At 61.7% G+C, this 16198-nt stretch carries 13 protein-coding genes; 2 read left to right on the top strand and 11 right to left on the bottom strand.

All coding sequences use genetic code 11. The features are described from left to right. Window positions 1-24 precede the first annotated feature (24 nt). Window positions 25-1167, top strand: a complete 1143-nt coding sequence (locus P2081_RS13735) for an alpha-D-ribose 1-methylphosphonate 5-triphosphate diphosphatase (protein ID WP_278923450.1) — start codon at window positions 25-27, stop codon at window positions 1165-1167. Between the two features lie 77 nt (window positions 1168-1244). On the opposite strand, the gene P2081_RS13730 is transcribed toward P2081_RS13735, so the two are convergent. From P2081_RS13730 to P2081_RS13700, 7 genes are read right to left on the bottom strand one after another with little or no spacing between them, the layout of a single operon-like run. After that, complete coding sequence (locus P2081_RS13730; protein ID WP_278923449.1) at window positions 1245-1721, bottom strand: class I SAM-dependent methyltransferase; 477 nt, start codon at window positions 1719-1721, stop codon at window positions 1245-1247. Next, window positions 1718-2530 (bottom strand): polysaccharide deacetylase family protein, encoded by an 813-nt coding sequence (locus P2081_RS13725; protein WP_278923448.1) that lies wholly within the window; start codon window positions 2528-2530, stop codon window positions 1718-1720. Before P2081_RS13725 ends, P2081_RS13730 begins: the two co-directional genes overlap by 4 nt. Next, on the bottom strand, window positions 2527-3699 hold the full coding sequence (locus tag P2081_RS13720) for a glycosyltransferase family protein (RefSeq protein WP_278923447.1): 1173 nt from the start codon (window positions 3697-3699) through the stop codon (window positions 2527-2529). The genes P2081_RS13725 and P2081_RS13720 overlap by 4 nt, the downstream gene beginning before the upstream one ends. Further along, window positions 3696-4283: a histidine phosphatase family protein gene (locus P2081_RS13715; protein ID WP_278923446.1), complete on the bottom strand. Its 588-nt coding sequence runs from the start codon at window positions 4281-4283 to the stop codon at window positions 3696-3698. The genes P2081_RS13720 and P2081_RS13715 overlap by 4 nt, the downstream gene beginning before the upstream one ends. Continuing rightward, the gene (locus P2081_RS13710; protein ID WP_278923445.1) at window positions 4280-5380 is read right to left on the bottom strand and encodes a glycosyltransferase family 4 protein; all 1101 of its coding nucleotides are present in this window, start codon (window positions 5378-5380) and stop codon (window positions 4280-4282) included. The genes P2081_RS13715 and P2081_RS13710 overlap by 4 nt, the downstream gene beginning before the upstream one ends. Continuing rightward, entirely contained in the window at window positions 5377-6621 is a 1245-nt protein-coding gene (locus P2081_RS13705) for a glycosyltransferase family 4 protein (protein WP_278923444.1), read from the bottom strand. Before P2081_RS13705 ends, P2081_RS13710 begins: the two co-directional genes overlap by 4 nt. Continuing rightward, window positions 6618-7844 (bottom strand): glycosyltransferase family protein, encoded by a 1227-nt coding sequence (locus P2081_RS13700; protein ID WP_278923443.1) that lies wholly within the window; start codon window positions 7842-7844, stop codon window positions 6618-6620. The genes P2081_RS13705 and P2081_RS13700 overlap by 4 nt, the downstream gene beginning before the upstream one ends. 302 nt (window positions 7845-8146) lie before the next feature. Here P2081_RS13700 and P2081_RS13695 point away from each other — a divergent pair, with 302 nt between their 5' ends. Next, on the top strand, window positions 8147-10549 hold the full coding sequence (locus tag P2081_RS13695; RefSeq protein ID WP_278923442.1) for a mechanosensitive ion channel domain-containing protein: 2403 nt from the start codon (window positions 8147-8149) through the stop codon (window positions 10547-10549). Window positions 10550-10775: 226 nt separating this feature from the next. On the opposite strand, the gene P2081_RS13690 is transcribed toward P2081_RS13695, so the two are convergent. The 4 genes from P2081_RS13690 to P2081_RS13675 are packed head-to-tail and all read right to left on the bottom strand — an operon-like array spanning window position 10776 to window position 16178. Then, window positions 10776-12134, bottom strand: coding sequence for a CoA transferase (locus tag P2081_RS13690; RefSeq protein WP_278923441.1), 1359 nt, complete (start codon window positions 12132-12134; stop codon window positions 10776-10778). Further along, complete coding sequence (locus P2081_RS13685; protein WP_278923440.1) at window positions 12131-13285, bottom strand: ABC transporter permease; 1155 nt, start codon at window positions 13283-13285, stop codon at window positions 12131-12133. Before P2081_RS13685 ends, P2081_RS13690 begins: the two co-directional genes overlap by 4 nt. Next, a complete protein-coding gene (locus P2081_RS13680; protein WP_278923439.1) occupies window positions 13282-14310 on the bottom strand; it encodes an ABC transporter permease in 1029 nt (342 codons plus the stop codon). The genes P2081_RS13685 and P2081_RS13680 overlap by 4 nt, the downstream gene beginning before the upstream one ends. Beyond that, window positions 14310-16178 carry an ABC transporter substrate-binding protein gene (locus P2081_RS13675; protein ID WP_278923544.1) on the bottom strand — a complete coding sequence of 623 codons (1869 nt, stop codon included), beginning with the start codon at window positions 16176-16178 and terminating at the stop codon, window positions 14310-14312. Before P2081_RS13675 ends, P2081_RS13680 begins: the two co-directional genes overlap by 1 nt. Window positions 16179-16198: the final 20 nt, after the last annotated feature.

The raw sequence follows: 16198 nt of genomic DNA, 5'->3' as shown, positions 1-16198 counted from the left end.
TAGTCCGAAAGTTGTGAAGCTCAGATGACAGATGAATTGATCCTTGCCAATGCCACCCTTGTTCTGCCTGGTGAAACACTGCGCGGGCAGGTCAAAATCCACGGCGGAAAGATTGCCGATATCAGTGCGGGTGCATCGGTGCCGACAGGCGCGATTGACTGCGATGGCGATCATCTGAGCCCTGGCTTGGTTGAACTGCATACCGACAATCTGGAGCGCCACATTCAGCCGCGTCCCTCGGTGGACTGGCCGCATGCTGCTGCCATCATGGCCCATGACGCAGAGCTGGCCGGCACCGGGATCACCACCGTGTTTGATGCCATGCGGGTGGGCTCGGTCAGCCGCAAAGAAAGCCGCTATGGATCTTATGCGCGTGGTTTGGCGACCGAGCTGTTGGACCTGCGGTCAGCCGACGCTCTGAAGATTTCGCATTTCCTGCACCTGCGGGCAGAGGTCTGTTCGGATACATTGGTCGAAGAACTGGCAGAGTTTGACGAGGCGGATCGCGTGGGTCTGGTCTCGCTTATGGATCATACGCCTGGGCAGCGACAGTTTCGCGACATCTCCAAATTGGAGGCTTATGTCAAAGGCAAGCACGGGCTGGATGATGCCGGGTTTCAGGCCCACGTTGCCCACCTGAAGGCCCTGCGGGACCAATACGGGGATCTGCATGAGGTGGAGGCCGTCAAGGCCGCGCGCCGCTTTGGCGCGGTGCTGGCCAGCCACGACGATACCACGGCGGACCAGGTTGCAACCTCGGCAGGGCACGGCATTCACCTGGCGGAATTCCCTACCACGGTAGAGGCCGCACGTGCCTGCCAGGCCCATGGCATCAAGGTAATGATGGGGGCGCCCAATCTGATCCGCGGCGGGTCTCATTCGGGCAATGTCGCAGCGCAGGAGCTGGCAGAGCTGGAGCTGCTGGATATCATCTCTTCGGACTATGTTCCGGGGGCACTGCTGATGTCTGCCGTGAAACTCGGCCAGATCTGGGGCGATATGGCGCGCGGTCTGTCAACGGTGACCCTGGCCCCGGCAGACGCGGTCGAGCTGTCGGATCGTGGACGGCTGGAGATCGGCAAACGCGCCGATCTGATCCGTTTCAAGCTGATTGATGGCACCCCGGCGCTGCGGGGGGTCTGGGCGCGTGGGCAGCGCGTGGCCTAGCCAAGTAGGCTTTGTGCCCGCGGTACATGCAACTGCGGTGGCCCCTGCAATATGTTCTGGCAGGGGTCGCCGCAGTGTCAGGCGCGGTAAAACAGGTAGCGACCCTCGGGAATGCCGTCTGGACCTTTGAGCTCTTCAAACCCCACCAGAGGTTGTCCCGAGACCACAATGCCGCCCCTGGCCATGACGCTGGCAATCACTGGCGACATGGCTGCGGCCTCGGCCACGTCCTCTTCCTTGACGCCAAATCCAAAATCATAATGCGCCAGAACGATCTTGTGGCCCTCAGATTTGAGGCGCTCCAGCATCGGCACCGCCTCGCCCTGCAGAAAATCCGCCTCGGGCGGCACACAGGACGGATGGCACTGTAGAACCCGGTCGATGACCCAGACCCGGCGATCTGGCAGGGTTTCGCGCAGGTGGTCATAGGTGCGGCCATTGCCAAGTCCCATGTCCAGCACATCCCCGTCGATCCCGGCGATTGCACTGGCGGCCCAGTTCAGCCCGTCGCGCTGGGCGGTCAAACGGCGCAGCATGGAATCCAATCGGCTCATCTCTCATCTTCCTCTTTGTCAAAGGTCCAGATCTGCCCCGGCCCCTGCATCAGGCGCGTAATCAGCGCCTCGGTGAAATCCCAGATGGCCGCGTCATGCACCAGATGGTGGGTGAGGATGCCATAGGGTTCGCGGTTGTCCGCCTGATCCAATCGCCGGGCGCGCAACTGGTTGCTGACCTGGTTGATCAGGTGCTCTGGGGCAACCAGAGACCGGCTGCCCTTCCAGTCGATGGGATCGAGGTGGGTGTTGATCTGTGCCAGCCCGGCGGCGGCCCAGGCCTGCGTGCGCGGGGTGAAACGCGACACTGCGGCGAAACCGAGGTCTGCCATCAAGGGCAGCAGGTCCGGCGCGATGCGGTTCCAGGGCGGCACAAAGATGGGCTGCAATCGGGGGCCAAACAGGGCCTTTAGCCGCGCCAGTCCCTCTGCCATCTCGGCAAGCGACCCTGCAAGCGGATGCCGGGGCGGGAATTCACACTTCTTGTCGCCGGGGGCGGCCCGGCTGATATGGGCCCAGCCATGCACCAGGGGGATCACTTCGGGATGCGCCCCGACATAGGCCGCAAGCGCGGGCTGGGCATCGCGCGGGATCACGGCCAGATGCACCGGCAGGGCAAGCTTTTGTGCCAGTGCGCTCAGCTGGTCGAGCTGCGGCGTTGGTTCGATCGCATCATCGTCGCGCCACCACAGCGGCAGTTTCAGACCGGCTGCCTGCCAGTGGCGCAGCTCTTGGTCGAGCGGGGCCCAGTCCGGGGGGCCGTCAGGGGTGGCATCAGGCGTGGCACCAGGGGGCTGCGTCGGGCTCATGGCTTTGCTCCTGCCTGATCGTTGGCCTGATCCTGGGCCTGATCCCGGACCATGTCATGGGCAATTTCGACGCTGCGCGCCGCGCCGTCAAACTGAAACTGCGCCGCCGTGCGGCGTGGCGCCTGTTGCACGGCTTGCACCGCAGCAACCAGGCGCTCTGGTGTCAGATCGGCGGTGCGCAGGCTGGCAAAGCCCGGCAGCGGTTCCAGGCTCTGGGCGCGCAGCCCCTGTTCGACCTCGCGTCCTGCATCAAAGGGGATAAGCACGGCAGGGGTATTGGCCTGCAACAGATCCAGCGCGGTGTTGTAGCCACACATGCTGACCGAGGCCGCCACATGTGAAAGCATCTGGCGAAAATCAGGGCGGGCGGCTTCGATCCGGGCAGGTGAGTCCAAACTGGACAGGGCCTTGATCCGCTCGGCGGCGTCACTGCCACCCACCAGCAGGCGCCAGGGTTGGTCCGGAATCAGCCGGGCGGCAGCCAGGGCGCAGTGGTAGATCTCGTCTCCGACATTGCCTCCTCCCGCGCTGACCAGAACTTCGCCGCGCCCCTCTGCCTCTGGATGTGGTCCGGCTGCGGCAGGGGCGACAAAGCCGGTGTAGTGCAGTTTGGCGGCCAGCATATCCGAGACCGGCCAGCTTAGCGCGAGCGGGGTGGCCTGCGGATCGGAATGCACCAGAACGGCATCGTAGAATTCTGCAATCATGGCATCCGCCTTGATGGCCTTTTCCGGCTTTGATGGCGGTGCCAGGATGTCGCGGATCGAGGCAAGGATCTTTGGTCGTTTGGGCAGCTGCTGTGCTGCTTCCAGCAGGGCGCGGAACTCCGCCCGCAGGGAGCGGCGGCCAAAGGGGTAGAGTTCGGTGATCAGCAGGTCAGGTTGCATCGCGCGCAGCGCAGCACAGAGCGCCACCTGGCGCGTCCGGTGATAGCCCTCATCGGCCAGGGTGTTGTCCGGCGTCAGCAACTGGGTGAAATTCACCCCGTCAGAGCGTAGCGGCGGCAGTTGCAGCAGCGGGATCCCGCAGGTGTCGAGCTGCGGCGCAGAACAGCCGCCCGAGACGATCTGCACCTGATCACCAGCAGCCTGAAAGGCCCGCCCGAGGGTCAACGCCCGCGCCAGATGGCCGGTGCCCAGCAGGTGGGTGACCACGATCATCACCTTCATGGTGCGGGCCTCTTCAGCAGGCGCACCGGCTCTGCCCAGGGGGTGAGGTGCGCCTGGTCGATTTCGACCACAAACAGCCGGTTGCGTTTGATGCGAAAGGGGGCTGGACCGTCAAAACCCCAGTGATGGGCACGGGCCAGGATCATCCGCATTATCCCAATATGGCAGACCGCGACGGTGTCGCGTTGCAGCCTGGCCAACCAAGGCTGCAGTCGGTTCCAGACCTCTGCCGGGGTTTCGCCACCCGGGGGGCGATAGTCCCAGCCCCAGTGCTCGATATCACGAAAGCCGCTGTCCGGGTCGGCCTTCAGCTCCAGCCCTTTCTTGCCTTCCCAGTCCCCCCAGAACATTTCTGTCAGGGCCGGGGCGGTCTGCGGTATCTGCCCGGTTATTAATTGCGCGGTTTCCACCGCCCGCGACAGCGGGCTGGACCAGAGATCTGCCTGATCCCAAGGCGTGGGCAGGGCAAAGCTGGACAGCTCGGCCCGGGCAGCATCGTCCAGCGCAATATCGCTACGACCCTGGATCTGTCCGGCGCGGTTCCAGGCGGTATGGCCATGGCGCAAAAGGGCAAGGCGGATCATCTCTGCTCCTTCAAAAGGCGGGCAAGTGCTGCACCAAAGCGGTGGCTGGCGGCGGGGGCCAGATGAGTTCTGGCAATCATATTGCGGGCCTGGGTGCCAAGATTCCGGCGCAGGTCTGGGCTGTGCAGCAGGGTCTGCAACCGGTGGCGCAGGGCCGCAGCCCCCTGGGCCACGTCGGGATAGACACCGGGGGCCAGAATGTCGCGCATACCGGGGCGATCCTGCGCCACCACCGGCAGCCCATGGCTCTGAGCTTCCAGGTAGACCATGCCAAAGGCCTCGTTGACGCCTGGCCAGAAAAACAGGCTGGCCTCGGCGTAGACCTGCGCCAGATCTTCCCGAGACAGTTCCCCAAGGAAGGTAACGCGGTGGCCAAAGGGGGCCATCAGGGCCGCGACATCGGCGCGGGCGGGACCATCGCCGACGATCTGTAGTTGCCAGTCGCCATCCAGCCCCCGCAGACTGTCCGCGATAATCTGGTAAGAGGCGAGCTTATCGCCGGGGCGCATCATACCGACGCTGAGCATCGGCCCTGACAGGCTGCTGGCGGTGGGCAGTTGATCCATCGGCAAGAAGGGCGGCAGAAGTTCCAGCTGTTGATCGTGATAGCGCTCGCGCTCCAGGGTGATCAGATCATTGGCGGTGAGATAGAAAATCAGGTCGGCGGCATCGGCGGCGTCATGGGCAGATTGGGCAAAACCAGCCCAGGGCCCCTTGAGACGCCGCAGGGCGCGGGTGCTTTCGATCTGCACATAGGGAATGCCACGGGCACGGGCGACCTGCGGGCCGATCAGATCGGGGGCCTTGTAATAGTTATGGTAGGTCACCCAGAGATCCAGGCGTGGCATCTCTTGCACCAGTCGAGCGACTTCCTGGGCTGCCTTGCTGCGCAGCCTGGCCTGCAGCGCGGCATCGCCGTGTTTGTCAAAGATTTTTAATTCGGTGGCCAGATCAATCTCGACAACCGCCTGCGGTACGGCGGCGATGATGGCCATCAGATTGCGCGCCATCTCGCGATCACCCGAAGGGACCGGATGGCGCGGCGATTTCATCGGCGCATAAAAGGCAATCCGCGTGGCTGTTGCCGCGTCGGTCATGAGCCCTGCAGCATGGCACCCAGGCGGGCCACCAACTGGGCAATGCCAGGATCCATGCCAAAGTCGCGGCGCAGGCGCTGCAGGGCTGCCTCGGCCATGGTTGCGGCCTGTTGCGGATCTTGTGCCAAAGACTGGATGGCGGCAGACAGGGCCTTTGGGTCATCCTTGCTGAGCAGCCCATGGGTGCCGCTTGTTATGAATTCGGGAATGGCCGAAACAGGCGTCGACAGTATAGGCAGCAGTTGCGAGGCCGCCTCCATCAGCACATTGGGCAAGCCGTCGCGGTCGCCATCGGCGGCAACCCGGCTGGGCAGGACAAAGAGATCACTGGCGCGCATCTCGGCAATGACTTCGGGTTGATCGCAGGCGCCGCGCCAGGTGATGCGCTGCGCGATCCCGGCCTGCCTGGCCATATCCTGCAACTGACTACCAAGATCGCCACCGCCAATATGGATCCAGTGCCAGTCCAGTTCTGCCGGGAGGAGCGCGAGTGCAGAGATCAGGCGGTCAAAGCCCTTCTTTTCGACCAGGCGACCCACCGACATCAGCTTGAGCGGATCCTGCGCCTGCCGCCACTGGCGTTGCGGTGGTTTGGGAAACCGGGTCAGATCAAGCCCGTGATAGATCAGATCAATCCGGGCCGGATCATCCGACATCTGCTGCAAGTGACGGGCACCGAAGGCGGTGCAGGTGGCACCAAAGGCGGCGCCGTGGTGCTGGCTGGACAGCTTTTCCGAAATCTCCCAATCCGGGGAAGTCCAGATGTCCTTGGCGTGGGCAGAGAAGCTCCAGGGCAGTCCGCGCATAATGGCAGCATAGCGCGCCACCGAGGCGGGGGTGTGCAGGAAATGGGCATAAAGTCCGAGCACCTCGGCAGGGGCTTCGGCAGCCAGTACGCAGGCCTGGCCAAAGCGGCGGACGCGATTGCGGCTGGGATCGCGGCGCAGATCGGCCCGCCAGATGCGATAGGCTTCGGCGTAGCCGGGAAGGGCCTGGGCTGTGGCGCGCGCCTGCCAGACGCGGGTCGGTTCCTGATAGAGGTATTCGGGCAGATAGCGTACCCGCGCCTGCAAACGGTCATGCAGGGGGTGGCGCTTTACATCGGTTGGGTGGCGCAGGGACCAGATTTCAAAGGTCAGGCCTGCTTCTTCAAGCGCGACCAGTTCCTGGGCGATAAAGGTCTCGGAGAGGCGCGGCCAGCCTTTGACCAGCACGGCAAGGGGGGGATTTTCTGTGGTCATTTTGCGGCCTTTTGCGGCAGATCCTGCAACAGGGCAGATACCCTCTGAGTGACACAATCCAACCCATCCAACAATCCTCTGGAAAAGGCCTGTGATGGTTGCTTCTGTGCCGCCAGGGCGCGAATGGCCCTAGTCATGGCGGCTGGCGTCCAGCCATCGCGGCGTTCATCCAGCATGGTTACCAGGCCCAGTTCTTCGGCACGGCTGGCGCGGATCCATTGTTCCAGGCGCGGTGTGGTGCGCGGCACGATGACGGCGGGCTTGTCAAAGGACAGCACCTCGCAAAAGGTGTTGTAGCCGCCCATGCAGACCACGCCCTGCGCGCCGGAAAACAGGGTTTCGATACGGGATTCAAAGCCCACCGTGGTCACCCGCCCCTGCAGCGCTTCGACACGGGTTTCAAAGGCTTCGCGGGTTTCGCCCGACAGGAACGGGCCGTAGACCAGCACCGCACGGGGCGCCAGGTCGGGGTCCTGTTCATAGGCTGACAGCACCAGATCCACCATCATTGCCCCATCGCCGCCACCGCCGGGGGTGATCAGCACATAGGGCTGTTCGGGCGGGGTATCCAGCGGGCCAAGATCCCGGCGCAGATAGCCGGTCCAATGCATCCGATCACGCACGCGAGGGCTGAGCGGCAAGCCCTTGGTTGGGTCATAGATCGAGGCCAGCCCATAGATCCAGATCTCGTCGTAAAACTGCTCGGTTGCGGCGATGGCCTCCTTGCGGGCCCATTCCTCGGCCAGCACCTCTGGTTCGTCCAGCACATCACGCAGCCCCAGTACCAGCTTGCTGTGCCCTTTCTGCGACAACAGCTCCAGCGCGGGCAGCAATTCACCGCGAAAGCCGGTGGGCTCCTTGTCGACGATCAGCACATCGGGGGCATATTGCTGGGCCATGGAGCGGATCAGGCCACTGCGCAGGGCGGTGGTTTCCTCGATGCTCATCCCCATGGTGCGCGAAGCATAGCTGCCGTCGGATCGTTTGATCACTCCGGGCAGGCGCATATGGTCGACCCGGCTGGGAAAGGCAAACCGCCCCGCCACCGGCGACCCGGTCAGGATCAGGGCAGAGGCGGTAGGATCCGCCGCGGTAATCGCCCCGGCCAGGGCGCGTGAGCGCCGCAAGTGACCCAGGCCAAAGGTGTCATGGCTATACAGCATAACCCGGGGGCCGCGTTGAAGATGATCTAGCTCAGCGGAGCTGTCGTTGGTGGAAATCATGGGCCAGCCTGCAGGTGTACTCCCTAGGGGTGGTGCAATAGGAAGGTGCCAAGATCAAGGGTATTACCCTGTTTCCCGTGTGATTTTGCAGCGATATGGCCCGCAGAGGACAAATCGGCAGGTCTTCGCGGCACTTGGGGCAGGTTCTGCTGTGGGCAGAGTGCGGGGCTGCACATGGTGCAAAAGGGCAGAGTGTCTTGCCTGCAACCGTTGGTGCCTCTGGTTGAGAAACTGATCTGTGCGATTGCGACCGCGCAACGGAGAGGCTAGCCTGATGGCATTGTACTCGGAGTTTTCCTGCCATGATTAACGGTCTATTGCGCGCTATTTATTTGTTTCTGCTGCTTTGGTCTGCCGCGAGTTTGATGCCGCAGGGCGCGCAGGCGCAACAGTCTGCCACGGCAACAGAAGGCGGTGCAGCGGTGCCGGGCGATTCCACCGATCCTGTCGATCCGGTGGCGCGCGCGGTTGAACTGGCAACAGAAAGCGGCCTTGGCGTGATCATCGTCGATGGCAGTGGCAAGCTGACCGGAACAGGCGTGACACCGCCCGGCACCGGGGCGAGCAGCCCGCCGATGGAGGGGGCCTCATCCTTGATGAAGGCGCAGTCGGAGCTGCAATCCTTCCGGCAGGAGTTGCGCAGCCGGCTAGAGGCGTTGCCCTATTCGATATTCGAGATGAAATATATCCTGCGCCAGACCAGCCCCGATGGCCGCATCATGACCTATGTAGAGGTTTTGGGCTGGAGCCTGCTGTTTCTGATGATCGGGCGCTGGCTGTCGGTGGAAATCTACGGCAAGCGGATTGCCAAGCGCTATGTCCAGGCCCGGATCAAGGCGCAACCGGAAGGTTACTATGAAAAGATGCCCTTCCTGATCTTCCGATTCCTGATGGGGGTTGGCGGCACGCTCTTTGCAATGGTTTTTGCCCTTGCGGTCTCTTATCTGATTTTTGGTGCCTCGGGCGACAGTTCGATCGAATTTACCGTGACCGCGATCTATACCGCCTTCTTTGTTTCACGCACGGTATCGGACCTGTGGCGCATGGTCCTGTCGCCCTATCTGAGCCAATACCGAATGCCGGTCTTTTCGGACAGGGATGCCAAGCGACTTTACATTTCGGCGTCGTTGCTGGCGACCTATGATGTCTTTACGCTGATCTTTGCCACCTGGGTTGGCGATTTTGGCCTGAACTATAATGTTTATGCGCTGGTCTCTGGCATCCTGGCCCTGGTGGGCACCCTGGGCAGCCTGGTTTTGATCGCCGTTAATGCCCGTGCCATCAGCAATGGGATCCGGGCGGGCCGCCCGAAGGAGGAATGCTCCTGGTTGTTGCGCGCGCTGTCGATGCTCTGGGCGCCTGTTCTCGTCATCTATGTCATTTTTGGCTGGCTCAAACTGGCGTTCGATCTGGTGCTGGAGCGCGAAATGTCGATGCCGTTGATGGCGGGTACCTATATGGTGCTGACCTCCATTCTGGTGGTCTATGGCGTTATCAACTACGGGATCGAGGCCTATGGGCGGCGCAGTCAAGCAAAGCTGGCCCGCGACCCGGCCCTTGGGGCCGAGGGCGTAGGTTCCGTACCGGCGGGCGAGGACCTAGAGGGGGGGATTTCAGAGGATGAAATTCAGGCAATGTCCGAAGGGCAGCGCCACCCGGTTGCCAGTATCGAGGATCTGGCCCGCCGGGTTGCCGGGATCCTGTCCTTTTTGGTTGGGGCTTATGCGCTTGTCATGGTCTGGAACCCAGAAGCCAAATGGATGAAGACAAGCGCGGCGGAAAGCGCCTTTGATGTGATCGTGATCACCTTTCTGGGCTATATTGTCTATCACGCGGCGCGAATTTGGATCGACAGCAAGATCCAGGAAGAAACCGGCGATGTGCAAGAGGCCGAGCTGGGTGACGAAGGCGGCCATGGTGGGGCCAGCCGTCTGGCAACCCTGTTGCCGCTGTTTCGCGGGGTCATCCTGGCCGTGGTTGTGGTTGCGGTGGTGCTGATTGTGCTGATGGAGCTTGGGATCAATGTCAGCCCGCTGTTTGCAGGTGCTGGGGTGGTTGGCCTGGCGGTTGGCTTTGGGTCGCAGACGCTGGTACGTGATATCTTTTCGGGTGCCTTCTTCTTGATGGATGATGCCTTTCGCAAGGGGGAGTACATTGACATCGGCGAGGTCAAGGGCACGGTGGAAAAGATCTCTGTGCGTTCGTTCCAGCTGCGCCATCATCTGGGCGCGCTGCACACTATTCCCTTTGGTGAAATCAAGGTGCTGAGCAACTATTCCCGCGATTGGGTGATGATGAAGCTGCCGCTGCGGGTGACCTATGACACCGATGTCGACAAGGTGCGCAAGCTGATCAAGAAGCTGGGCAACGAATTGTTGAGCGATCCGGTGATCGGCGACAGCTTCATGCAGCCGCTGAAATCGCAGGGGGTCATTGAAATGCAGGATTCTGCGATGATCATCCGGGTCAAGTTCATGACCAAACCGGGAGATCAGTGGTTGATACGCAAGCGGGTCTATCAGGATATCCGCGAGCTCTTTGCCCGCGAAGGCATCAAATTTGCCCATCGCGAAGTCACGGTACGGCTGGCCGAGGATCAGGTGGACGACATCCCGCAGCACAAGCGGGAAGCCATTGCTGGTGGGGTGCAGGCGGCAATTGATGAAGACATCATGGATGTCAATGGCGGTGGCGACGACCGCTAAGGCCGTTCGGGACCGCAAGACAGCGCAGGAGGTGCGTTGATGAGGCCTGCGTTGGGTATGAATGATGCGGCGCGTTAAACGCGAAACGCTGTCGCCCTGATATGAGAGATTAAACAAGGGGGGGGGGCTCCCGCCCCCAATCCGATCCGCTGACGCGCCTCGTCTGGCGTTGGGCCGGGCGCCGGGCCAGAGGCCCGGCGGGGCGCTGCCTGCAGGGCTGGTGGATCTAGGCTGTTGACCAGCGGGCCGGGGCGCTGCCGCAGGCCTGGGCCGGGCGATCCCAATACATCCGGGTCCCACCAACTTGCAGGGCGGGTTTCAAGCGTCGCGCGGGCCCCCAGGTGCTGTTTTCGATCTCGCATGCATAGTCGTCTGCCTCTGCGGCGTGAAGCGCTGGGCCGTCAAGGTGATGCGGCGTTTGCGCCAGCTGCTCTGCCATTTGCGCCAGGGACAGACGCGCGTTGGCGGCGCGATTTTCCAGCATTGCAGATTTTAGCGCCCGCAGCACGGCCGCCGCCATCATGTAGCCGGTGGCGTGATCCAGCGCCTGGACAGGCAGTGGAGTTGGTCTGTCCGTTTCGGCCCACTGCGCGCCAGCGTCTGCGATCCCTGCACTCATCTGTACCAGGCTGTCAAAGCCGCGCCGCTCCGCCCAGGGGCCACTCCAGCCATAGGCATTGAGGCTTACCTCGATGCAGTTTGGCGCCAGCGCTGTGCGGGTTGCCCCTGTATAGCCCAAGCCATCCAGCGCGCCGGGACGGTAGCCATGCACAAGAACATCGGCCTGTGCCAGTAGCTCTTCGAATCTGTGCCGATCTGTTTGGTCATGCAGGTCGAGGCTGGTCATTGTCTTGCCCAGGGAAATGTCGGGTATAACACCGGGTTCATCCCAGCCAGGAGGGTCTATCCGCAACACTTCTGCGCCAAGGCCCGCCAGGGTACGCGTGGCAATTGGTCCGGCAAGGACCCGTGTCAGATCCAACACCCGCAGCCCTGCCAGAGGGCGTGCCGCAGAGGCCATGGGGCGCGAGCGCGGGGTGACATGGCGCGGCGCGCCCCAGTGCACCAGAGGTTCCTGGGTGACACTGCGCCCCTGCGGATGGGCCAACCACTGCGCCCGGTTTCGCATGTAGGCAGCGACACCGCCTTGGGCGACAATCCCAGTTTCGAGCTGTTCGCCGGCCCATGTGGCGACCGCTGCGCTCACGGCTGCCCGGTCTTTGGCACAGCCCAGGACTGAGAGGGCAGCTGCACAATGATGGGGCAGATTGGTATGCAGCCGGATCCAGCCGTCTTTGCACCGGTAGTTCCCCGCTATCGGATCCCATAGGCTTGGCAGGTCCCAGTCCTGCGCGGCAAAACTGTAGCCAAACCAAAGGGACGCAAGGCGCTGGTTCACCGTGACGGGGGGCAGATCGTGGCTGAGCCCGCCTGCCTGCATCAACTCTGCCAGTTGTTGCCCTACGGCGGCAAAGCAGGCATTGGCGAGTTCGCTTACCGCAAAGGCGCTGGTGTAGCGTCCCGTTCCGGTGACGTGATAGCTGCCCGGTGTGGGGAGCAGCGGCAGGAACTGCGACCGGGTCACTGCTGATACGGGTCGAGACTGTCGCGCAGCCCATCGCCAAAGAAGTTGAAGGCCAGTACCACGATGACAATCGGCAGCATCGGGATTGCAGTCCAGGGGTAGATCTCGATCGAGGCGAGGTTCTGCGCGTCATTGAGCATCACCCCCCAGCTGACTGCGGGGGCGCGCAGCCCCAGCCCGAGGAAGGACAGCGCGGTTTCCCCCAAGATCATCGCCGGGATCGACAGGGTCGCGGAAGCAATGAGATGCGACATGAAATTGGGGATCAGGTGTTTGCGAATGACCCGCCCAGAGGAGGCGCCCATCATTTCGGCGGCGCGCACATATTCTTCTTCGCGCAGGGATAGGAACTTGGCCCGGACAGAGCGCGCCAGCCCCGGCCAATCCAGGATTCCCAGGATTATGGAGATGATGAAAAACACCGCCACCGGCGACCAGTTAGACGGCACCGCCGCCGAAAGCGCCAACCACAGAGGAAGCTCTGGCAGCGAGCGCAGGACTTCGATCAGCCGGTTGATCCCCCAGTCGATCTTGCCGCCGAAATACCCCGCAACAGACCCAAAGAAGATCCCCAGAACAAAGGAGACCGAAATCCCGATCAGGCCAACCGTCAGCGACAGCTGCGCGCCATAGAGGATGCGGCTGAAGATGTCGCGGCCCAGCCGATCAGAGCCCCAGAGGAACACGGTTGCACCTTTGGGCGCGCAGAACAGGTGGGTGTCAGAGGGGATCAGCCCGGCAATGTGATAGGTCTTTCCCTCGCAGAAAAAATCCAATTTGCGCGGAGTGTCGAGATCCGGTTTGAACACCCATTGAAATGTCTCCAGATCGGCTTCGGATGTCATCGGGTAAATGAAGGGGCCAATGAATTCGCCCTCATGAAACAGATTGATGGATTGCGGTGGAGCATAGAGATGCTCGCTCAGGCGTTGGTTCGGGCCATAGGGCGCGATAAAGCCAATCACCGGCAGCAGCAGATAGCAGAACAACAAGAAGGCACCGGAAATCAGGCCAAGCCTGTGGGTCTTGAACTTGCGCCAGATCAGCACCCAGTTGGGGGCGTCCAGATCCTTGCGCTCCAGCTCTTGCAGGGCGGCGTCGGGATCATAGGGGGCGTCGTCTACAAAGCGTCCATCAGGCAATTGGGTCATGCTTTGCGCCCCTCATATCGAATGCGGGGGTCCAAGAGGACCAGCAGGACATCGGAAATCATCGTTCCTATCAGGGTCAGCAGCGCCACAAACATCAGAACAAATCCGGATAGGAACATGTCCTGCGTCTTGAGTGCTGTCAGCAGGGTAGGGCCGATGGTTTGCAACCCAAGAACAACCGAAACCAACACCGAGCCGGAGATCATTGCCGGCAGCAGGTTGCCGATATCTGCAACAAAGGGGTTGAAGGCCACCCGCAGCGGATACTTTGCCAGCATCCTGGACGGTGACATGCCCTTGGCCACGGCGGTTTCCACATAGGGTTTGCCCAGCTCGTCCAGCATATTGGCTCGCAGCCGCTGCATCATCGCCGAGGCCCCGGAGGTGCCAATCACGAAGGTTGGCACAATCAGGTGGATGAGGATGGATTTCACCTTCTCCCAACTCATCGGCAGACCTTCCAAACTGGGATCCATAAGGCCGCCAATGGGTAGATCAAACCAGCGGTGGCCATAGTAAAACAGGATTAGCGCCAGCAGAAAGTTGGGTGTGGCCAGGCCGAGATAACCGACAAAGGCCGAGGTGTAGTCCACCCAGCTGCGCGCCCGCGCTGCTGCCAGCACGCCCAGGGGCAGGGCCACGACATAGACAAAGATAACAGCAGCCAGATTGACCAACACGGTCAACCAGAGACTGTCACCGACAATCTCGGCCACGGGACTGTCAAATTCAAAGGACCAGCCAAAATTGCCCTGCATCAAGCCGGAAAACCCATGCGGCCCCGGCAAAAAGCCAACCCAGATGAAATACTGCTGCCAGAGAGGTTTATCCAAGGCATATTCGCTGCGCAGAAATTCGGCCTTGGCCACACCGGCTGATTGGCCGCTGGCGCGCAGTTCAGCAATCTGGTTGGACAGATAGTCCCCCGGCGGCAGGTTGATGATGGCAAACACCAGAATGGACACCACCCAGAGCGTCAGCAGCATGGTGCCAAAGCGATAGAGGGCGTAGCGCAGAATTGGCATCAGCTTTCACCATCCTGAAAGAAGAACTCATCAGGGCGGTAGATGCCAAAATGGGCGCCGGGTTCCCAGGCCCAGATGGCGCGTTTGGGCACATTGCGTAACCGGTTTGATACAACCACCGGCTGCGGTGCCGCCGCGACGATGCCGATGCCAAAGACCTGCTCGGCATGGATCTTGAGCATCTGGCGCCAGGCGGTTGCGCGGTCGCTGTCATTCTCGGCGGCTTCCCAGTCGTGCAACAGTGACAGCAGACGCTGAGCGGGTTCCATGTCAGGCGCTTCACCAGAGGTCCCGTTGGTTTGGTAATATTGACCCCATTTGGGCCAGGCCAGAAACACCTGATCTGTCGGTGCCAGATAGGCCGGAGAGGTATGGTTTTGTGGCAGGCCGTTGTCCCATCCGTACCAGACCGATGCCATGGTGGTGCCGGAAAACACCCGATTGCGCAAAATATCCCGGTCCAGCGGGCGCATCACCAGTTTGACGCCGACATCGTTCCAGTCATCGGTGATGATTTGCAGCGCGTTTTCCACCTCTTGCCGCTCGCCGGCGGTTTCCACCACCAGTTCCATCCGGCGGCCATCGGGGAGGATACGGATGCCATAGCCGTCTTTTTCCGTAAGCCCGGCTTCATCCAGCAACTGGTTGGCCAGTTCTGGGTCGAAAGAGGCCCAGGAGTCACGCAGCATCGGGTCAAAAAACGGGCTTTGTTCCAGCACGGTCATGGCGCCGGGCTTGGCCAGTTTGAAATAGAGCGCCCTGTTGATGGCCGGGCGGTTGATCGAAAGTGACAGCGCCCGGCGCACCCGTACATCGCGCAGCACACTGCGCCAGACCGCGTCTTTTACATTTAGGTTGGGGTAGATCGCGATCTGCGAAGCAGCGCCGGTGCCCCAAAGATAGGTCTGGTAATTGCCGCCTTCTGTTTCGCCCTTGCGCAGGATCGGGATGTCCCGAAAGCCCAGCCCACGCGCCTGTAGGTCGGCTTGGCCCGCGTTGGATTTTGCCGCCACCAGCCCACCTGCAACGATTTCCATTTCGACGGTGTCGATATAGGGGAGCTGCACGCCCTTACTGTCGACCCTGTGGTAGTAGGGGTTGCGCACAAACTGATGGCGGATCCGCTTGCCGGGGGTGGCATTGATCCAGGGCTGCAGGGTGGGCAGCTCGTGATTATCGTATTTGTACATGTTGTCGTATTTGTTGTGCAGCGCGGCCCAGCTTTTGACGCGGGCATAGTCGACTTCGGCGGCCAGGCTTTCGGCATCGGTATAGTCGGCGTGAAACTGCTTCAGATAGGCCGAGGGGCGGTAGATAAAGGGCGGGCGTGCCTGGGCCAGGCTTTGCAAGAACTGCGGATTGGGCTGGTCCCATTCATAGATCACCGTGGTTTCATCCGGGAAGCTGACCCGGGGGAGGCCGCCATCCACATAGAGAAAATCAGGCGGCCCGGCGGGGCTGAGCAGCGGATTATTGGCGATATCCTTCCACCAATATTCAAAATCGGCAGAGGTGAAGGGATCGCCACTGGACCAGCGGTGGCCAGGGCGCAGATTCAGCGTGAAGCGCCTGTTGCCGACATTCTCGAAACTGTGCAGGATATCGGGCTGCAGCTGGTAGTCTTCGCTATAACCCACCAGCCGGGCATAGCCGTAGACAACCATCTGGCGGATGTCCTTGGAGCGGGTGACCATGGTGTTGAGCGTACCGCCCTGCTGACCAAAGCTGCGGCCCTTGGCAGCTAGGTCTACAATCAATGGAATATGCGGCAGTCGTTCAGACACCGGCGGCAGGTGGCCTATGTCCACTTCAGTCTGCCAGAAACTGCTTTCTACAAAGCTGGGGCCAGCCGCTGCAGCGCCTGCCATCAGCGTCAAGGCCGCAGCAG

Origin of the sequence: Pseudophaeobacter profundi (assembly GCF_029697505.1) — a bacterium.
GTDB lineage: Bacteria > Pseudomonadota > Alphaproteobacteria > Rhodobacterales > Rhodobacteraceae > Pseudophaeobacter > Pseudophaeobacter profundi.
The sequence above is the reverse complement of the archived record's forward strand: the minus strand, read 5'-3'. Positions and strand labels throughout refer to the sequence as shown.

Excerpts from the sequence above, each read along its gene's own strand:
- P2081_RS13735 (WP_278923450.1), top strand. The coding sequence starts at position 25 with ATGACAGATGAATTGATCCTTGCCAATGCCACCCTTGTTCTGCCTGGT.
- P2081_RS13730 (WP_278923449.1), bottom strand. The coding sequence starts at position 1,721 with ATGAGCCGATTGGATTCCATGCTGCGCCGTTTGACCGCCCAGCGCGAC.
- P2081_RS13725 (WP_278923448.1), bottom strand. The coding sequence starts at position 2,530 with ATGAGCCCGACGCAGCCCCCTGGTGCCACGCCTGATGCCACCCCTGAC.
- P2081_RS13720 (WP_278923447.1), bottom strand. The coding sequence starts at position 3,699 with ATGAAGGTGATGATCGTGGTCACCCACCTGCTGGGCACCGGCCATCTG.
- P2081_RS13715 (WP_278923446.1), bottom strand. The coding sequence starts at position 4,283 with ATGATCCGCCTTGCCCTTTTGCGCCATGGCCATACCGCCTGGAACCGC.
- P2081_RS13710 (WP_278923445.1), bottom strand. The coding sequence starts at position 5,380 with ATGACCGACGCGGCAACAGCCACGCGGATTGCCTTTTATGCGCCGATG.
- P2081_RS13705 (WP_278923444.1), bottom strand. The coding sequence starts at position 6,621 with ATGACCACAGAAAATCCCCCCCTTGCCGTGCTGGTCAAAGGCTGGCCG.
- P2081_RS13700 (WP_278923443.1), bottom strand. The coding sequence starts at position 7,844 with ATGATTTCCACCAACGACAGCTCCGCTGAGCTAGATCATCTTCAACGC.
- P2081_RS13695 (WP_278923442.1), top strand. The coding sequence starts at position 8,147 with ATGATTAACGGTCTATTGCGCGCTATTTATTTGTTTCTGCTGCTTTGG.
- P2081_RS13685 (WP_278923440.1), bottom strand. The coding sequence starts at position 13,285 with ATGACCCAATTGCCTGATGGACGCTTTGTAGACGACGCCCCCTATGAT.
- P2081_RS13680 (WP_278923439.1), bottom strand. The coding sequence starts at position 14,310 with ATGCCAATTCTGCGCTACGCCCTCTATCGCTTTGGCACCATGCTGCTG.
- P2081_RS13675 (WP_278923544.1), bottom strand. The coding sequence starts at position 16,178 with ATGGCAGGCGCTGCAGCGGCTGGCCCCAGCTTTGTAGAAAGCAGTTTC.